The organism is bacterium, from assembly GCA_030654305.1.
GTDB lineage: Bacteria > Krumholzibacteriota > Krumholzibacteriia > LZORAL124-64-63 > LZORAL124-64-63 > PNOJ01.
Genome location: JAURXS010000399.1, coordinates 1 through 5,949 on the forward strand (window position 1 = coordinate 1; position 5,949 = coordinate 5,949).

5 protein-coding genes are annotated in these 5,949 nt (G+C 67.9%); all 5 read right to left on the minus strand.

The genetic code is table 11. The features are described 5' to 3' along the window. A partial coding sequence (locus Q7W29_11405) for a GTP-binding protein (protein ID MDO9172424.1) occupies positions 1–150 on the minus strand: 150 nt, incomplete at its 3' end. 44 nt (positions 151–194) lie between these two features. Further along, positions 195–2,306 (minus strand): elongation factor G, encoded by a 2,112-nt coding sequence (gene fusA / locus Q7W29_11410; GenBank protein ID MDO9172425.1) that lies wholly within the window; start codon positions 2,304–2,306, stop codon positions 195–197. A 174-nt stretch (positions 2,307–2,480) separates the two neighbouring features. After that, positions 2,481–2,951: a 30S ribosomal protein S7 gene (rpsG, locus tag Q7W29_11415; GenBank protein MDO9172426.1), complete on the minus strand. Its 471-nt coding sequence runs from the start codon at positions 2,949–2,951 to the stop codon at positions 2,481–2,483. A gap of 55 nt (positions 2,952–3,006) precedes the next feature. Then, positions 3,007–3,387, minus strand: coding sequence for a 30S ribosomal protein S12 (gene rpsL / locus Q7W29_11420; protein MDO9172427.1), 381 nt, complete (start codon positions 3,385–3,387; stop codon positions 3,007–3,009). 210 nt (positions 3,388–3,597) lie between these two features. Continuing rightward, positions 3,598–5,949: DNA-directed RNA polymerase subunit beta' (locus Q7W29_11425; GenBank protein MDO9172428.1), on the minus strand; the 2,352-nt coding region annotated here is incomplete at its 5' end.

Consider the following 5,949-nt stretch of genomic DNA (forward strand, 5'->3'; position numbering starts at 1 on the left):
GATCTGGTCGAACGGAACGTAGTCCGCCAGGCCCTTCTTCGACAGGATCTCCGTGATCGCCGCCGTCAGCGTCGTCTTGCCGTGGTCCACGTGACCGATCGTCCCCACGTTCACGTGTTCCTTCGTCCGTTCGAACTTTGCACGAGCCATGGTTGGCTACCTCCTTCTCGACGTCGTCGGGGCCGGTCCTGTTGTCACGGGCGGGTCCAGATGCCCATGTAACGCTGCTTGATTTCCGTCGCGATCTTCTCGGGTGCCCGCTCGTAGCGGGCGAACTGCATCGTGTACGTCGCTCTTCCCTGCGTCAGCGACCGGACCTGCGTGGCGTAGCCGAACATTTCGCTCAGCGGCACCTCGGCCCTGATCACCCGGACGTCCCCGCGCGGCTCCAGGTGCTGGATCTGCCCGCGCTTCGAGTTCAGGTGCCCGGTCACGTCCCCGAGGAACGAAGCCGGGACCACCACCTCGACGTCCATCACCGGTTCGAGCAGGGCCGGCCTGGCGTCCTGGACCGCCCGCCGCAGGGCCTCCGCGCCCGCCGCCCTGAAGGCCGGCTCGCTGGAGGCGTCCTCCTCGAAGGTCCCGCCCGTCAGCCGGATCCGCAGGTCCACCAGCGGGTGGCCGGCCAGGATCCCGCTCCCGCAGGCCTGGAGGCTCGCCTCCTGCACGGCCCGCTGGTACTCCGCCGGCAACCTGTCCACCGGCACGCCGCTCGAGAAGCTCAGGCCCTCCCCGTAGGCCGCCGGCTCGACGGCCAGCGTGACGTGCGCGAACTGGACCTTGGTCCCGGACTGCCGCTCGAGGCGGAAGTCGGCCGTCGCCGGGGCGGTGATCGTCTCGCGGTAGGCGACCTGGGGCTTGCCGACGTTGGCCCTGACCCCGAATTCCCTCTGCATCCGATCGGTGATGATCTCCAGATGCAGCTCGCCCATCCCGCTGATGATCATCTGGCCGGTCTCGGGATCCACCTTCACCTGGAAGGTGGGGTCCTCGTCCGCCAGCCCCGCCAGCGCCTCGGTCATCTTGTCCTGATCGGCCTTCGTCTTGGGCTCGATCGCCACGAAGATGACCGGCTCCGGGAAACTCATCGCCTCGAGCAGGATCGGCCTCTCGATGGCGCTGAGCGTGTCTCCCGTGCGGATCTGCTTGAAGCCGGACACCGCCACGATGTCCCCGGTCCCGACTTCCTCCACCTCTTCACGCTTGTTGGCGTGCATCCGGTAGATCTTGCCGATCCGTTCCTTCCTGCCCGTGTTGGCGTTCAGGACGACCCCGCCCGCCTTGAGGACCCCGCTGTACACCCGGATGAAGGCCAGCCGGGACACGAAGGGATCCGTCACGATCTTGAAGGCGATGGCGCTGAACGGTTCGTCGTCGTCCACCGCCCGGGACTCGGTCTCGGTCCCGGCGCCGCCCTCGCCGTCCTGCACCCGCCACCCCCGCACCGGCGGCAGGTCGAGCGGCGAAGGCAGGAAATCCACCACGGCGTCGAGCAGCCTCTGCACGCCGTTGTTCTTGAACGCCGAGCCGCAGAGCACCGGCACCAGGTGCGCGCCCAGCGTGGCGCGCCGCAGTCCGGCCAGGAGTTCCTCGTCCGCGGGCTCCCGCTCCTCGAGGTAGCACTCCATCATCGGCTCGTCGACCTCGGCCACCGTCTCGACCAGCTTCGCGCGGGCCTGCCGCGCCGCCGGGAGCATCGCCGCCGGGATCTCCGCGTCCTCGAAGCTGGCGCCCAGGTCGGCCTGGTCGGGGTACCGCACCCGCATCGTCAGCAGGTCGATCACGCCCCGGAAGTCCTCGCCGCTTCCGTCCGGCAGCTGGATCGGCGCCGGCCGCGCCCCCAACCGCTCGACCATCATCCCCACGACCCGGTCGAAGTCCGCTCCCGGCCGGTCCATCTTGTTGACGAACGCGAGTCGCGGGACCCGATACTTGTCGGCCTGTCTCCAGACCGTCTCCGACTGGGGCTCCACGCCGCCGACCGCGCAGAAGACCGCCACGGCCCCGTCCAGGACCCGCAGGCTGCGTTCCACCTCCACGGTGAAATCGACGTGCCCCGGGGTGTCGATGATGTTGACGCGGTGGTCGCGCCAGGCGCAGGTGGTCGCGGCCGCCGTGATGGTGATGCCGCGTTCCTTCTCCTGCTCCATGAAGTCCATCTGGGTCGCCCCGTCGTGGACTTCGCCGGGGATGTGCACGCGCCCGGTGTAGTAGAGGATCCGCTCGGTCGTCGTCGTCTTGCCCGCATCGATGTGGGCCATGATGCCGATGTTGCGAACCTTCTGCAGAGTCACTCGGCGCGCCACGTTCACCCCATGATGCCCGGGCCGCAAGCATTCGACTCGCACAGTCGCCCCAAAGGGGCCTGTCCGTCGTCGACTGCCCAGGTCCCGCCTCCTGCGGCGACCGTACGGGCTATTCGTTCCTGTCGCTCCAGCTTTCCTAGCGAAGCGCCTTGTGAGCCTGAACGAGAGGGACCATTACCAACGGCAGTGGGCGAACGCCTTGTTCGCATCAGCCATACGGTGTGTGTCTTCGCGCTTCTTGATAGACGGTCCTTCGTTCTTGCTGGCCAGGACCAGCTCGGCAGCCAGCCGCTCGGCGAACGTGTGTTCGGGCCGGGTGCGGGCGAAGCTGATGATCCAGTGCATGGCGAGCATCTGGCGCCGGTCGGGGCGGACCTCGACGGGCACCTGGTACGTCGCGCCGCCGATGCGGCGGGACTTCACTTCCAGGCTGGGCTTGACGTTGCTCAGGGCGGCGCGGAAGACGTCCACGCCCTCCTGCCCCGTCTTCTCCTTGATCATGTCCATCGCCTCGTAGACCATCCGCTCGGCGACGCTGCGCTTGCCGTCGGACATCACGTAGTTGATGAACTTCGTCACGACGGCGTCCCCGTACCGGTGGTCCGGGGTGATGTGGCGTCGTTCGGGTCGTCTGCGCCTGGCCATGTTGCTGACTACTCCTTGGCGGGGCCCGCGGCCCCGCATCCGCCGACCCAGTGGGTCAGGACTTCACCTTGGGGCGCTTGGCGCCGTACTTCGAGCGGCCCTGGCGACGGGCCTCCACGCTGGAGGCGTCCTGGGTGCCGCGCACGATGTGGTAGCGGACGCCGGGCAGGTCCTTGACGCGACCGCCGCGCACCAGCACGATGCTGTGCTCCTGCAGGTTGTGGCCCTCGCCGCCGATGTAGGCGGTGACCTCGATGCCGTTGGTCAGGCGCACGCGGGCGATCTTGCGCAGGGCCGAGTTGGGCTTCTTGGGCGTCTGGGTGTAGACGCGGGTGCAGACGCCCTTTCGCTGGGGGCAACCCTGCAGCGCCGGGCTCTTGCTCTTGACGAGCACTTGCTGGCGGCCTTTGCGCACGAGCTGGTTGAGGGTCGGCAATTCTCATCTCCTCATCGCCGGTCGGGCGCCCTCGGGCGCATTTCCCGGGCAAAAACAGGGCCGCAGGGCACATCGCCCCTTTGGCACAGAACGCAAAGAGTATAGCCCGGCGGGAACTTTGTCAAGCGATCCCACAGGTTTTTCCCGCACTTGCGGGTGCCGGCGGGCGCTCCGGGCGGTCCCCGGGGCGCCCATCGGCGTTCCGGGCGCTCAGTCGAGCAGCAGGTCGACGGCCTCGGTGTCGTCGTCGGGCTCGTCGAACTCCTCAATCGGCTGCTGCGCAGCGAGTTCCAGGGCGTGGTGGGCGTCCTGGATGCGCCGGTCCTCGCCTTCGAACTCCGGGTCCTCCACGGCCAGGGACTTGTACTTGAGCTGGCCGGTGCCGGCCGAGATCAGGTGCCCCATGATCACGTTTTCCTTGAGGCTCCGCAGCTCGTCCCGCTTGCTCTTGGTCGCCGCGTCGGTCAGCACGCGGGTCGTCTCCTGGAAGCTCGCCGCGCTGATGAAGCTGTCGGTGCTCAGGCTGGCCTTGGTGATGCCCAGCAGCAGGGGCTCCGACGTCGCCGGCTCGAGCAGCGGCTCGCCGCGCTCCCGCAGCAGGAGGTTGCGGCGGACGAGGTCCTCGTTGGCGTCCTCGACCTCCTGGCGCAGCACCTGCTCGCCCTCGAGGTAGTCGGTGTCGCCCGGGGCCAGGATGACGACCTTCTGCAGCATGCGCGAGACCACGACCTCGATGTGCTTGTCGTTGATCTTCACGCCCTGGAGCCGGTAGACCTCCTGGATGGCGTTGACCAGGTAGGTCTGCACCTCCTTGACGCCCTTGACCGCCAGGATGTCCATGGGGTTGATCGGCCCCTCGGTCAGGCGGTCGCCGGCCAGCACGCGCTCGCCCTCGTAGGTGCGGACGTGCTTGCCGTGCGGGATCAGGTACTCGCGCTCCTCCTCGCCCTCGCCGGCGACGACGATGCGGCGCAGGCCGCGCGTGGTGCCCTTGAACTGGACCGTGCCGTCGATCTCGGTGACCACGGCGCAGTCGCGGGGCCGCCGGGCCTCGAACAGCTCGGCAACGCGGGGCAGGCCGCCCGTGATGTCGCCGGTCTGGGAGACCTCGCGGGGGATCTTGACCAGCTTGTCGCCGATCTTGACCTCCTGCCCATCTTCGGCCAGCAGGAAGGCGCCGGTGGGCAGGATGTACTCCGCGAGCTTCTTGCCGGTCTTCGCCGACACGATGCGGATCGTCGGGTGCAGCGACTTGTCCTGGGGCTCCTTGATGACCGGCTGCTTCATGCGGGTCTTCTCGTCCAGCTCCACGGCCAGCGACTGCCCGTCGATGATGTCCACGTAGGACACGACGCCGACCTTCTCCGACAGGATGAAGTCCGAGTAGGGGTCCCACTCGAAGAGCGCCTCGCCCTGCTTGACCTTCTGGCCGTCCTTGACCAGGACCTTGGCGCCGTAGGGCAGCGTCATGTGGCTGCGCGTCACGCCGGAGTCCAGGACCAGGTTCATCTCGCCCTTGCGGCTGATGGCGATGCGGTCGCCGTCGGCATCGACCACGAGCTCGCAGTTGACGAACACGATCTTGCCGTTGGCCGCCGCGGTCTTGATGTTCTGCTCGGCGATGCGCGAGGCGGTGCCGCCGATGTGGAAGGTCCGCAGCGTGAGCTGCGTGCCGGGCTCGCCGATCGACTGGGCCGCCATGACGCCCACGGGCTCGCCGATGTCGACCAGCTGGTTCTCGGCCAGGTTGTGGCCGTAGCAGAGGGCGCAGACGCCCCGCTTGGCGCGGCAGGTCAGGATCGAGCGGATCTTCAGGTTCTCGACGCCCGCCTCCTCGATGCGCTCGGACATCTCGGCCGAGAGCAGCTCGCCGGCCTCGCAGATGAAGTCGCCCTTCTCGTCGACGATGTCCTCGGCCACGGTGCGGCCCACGATGCGGTCGCGCAGCGGCTCGATCGTCTTCTCGCCCTCCTTCAGGGCCGAGATCTCGATCCCCAGCAGCGTGCCGCAGTCGTGCTCGGCGATGACGATGTCCTGGGACACGTCGACCAGGCGGCGGGTCAGGTAGCCGGCGTCGGCCGTCTTGAGCGCCGTGTCGGCGAGGCCCTTGCGCGCGCCGTGCGTGGAGATGAAGTACTCCAGCACCGACAGCCCCTCGCGGAAGTTCGAGATGATGGGCTGCTCGATGATCTCGCCGAAACCGCCCGTCACCTTCTTCTGGGGCTTGGCCATCAGGCCGCGCATGCCGGCCAGCTGCTTGATCTGGTCGGCGGAACCGCGGGCGCCGGAGGCGTTCATCATGTAGACCGGGTTGAAGCCCTGGTCGTCGTTCTTCAGGTTGTCGAACATGCGGTCGCGGACCTCGTCGGACACCTGGGTCCAGAGGTCGATGACCTTGTTGTAGCGCTCGCGGTTGGTGATGATGCCCTTGCGGTGCTGGCTGACGATCTCGTCGACGCGCCGCTGGGCCGCGGCGATGATCTCCTTCTTGGCGTCGGGGATCAGGATGTCGTCGATGCCGATCGTGATGCCCGCCTCGGTCGCGTGGTGGAAGCCCAGCTG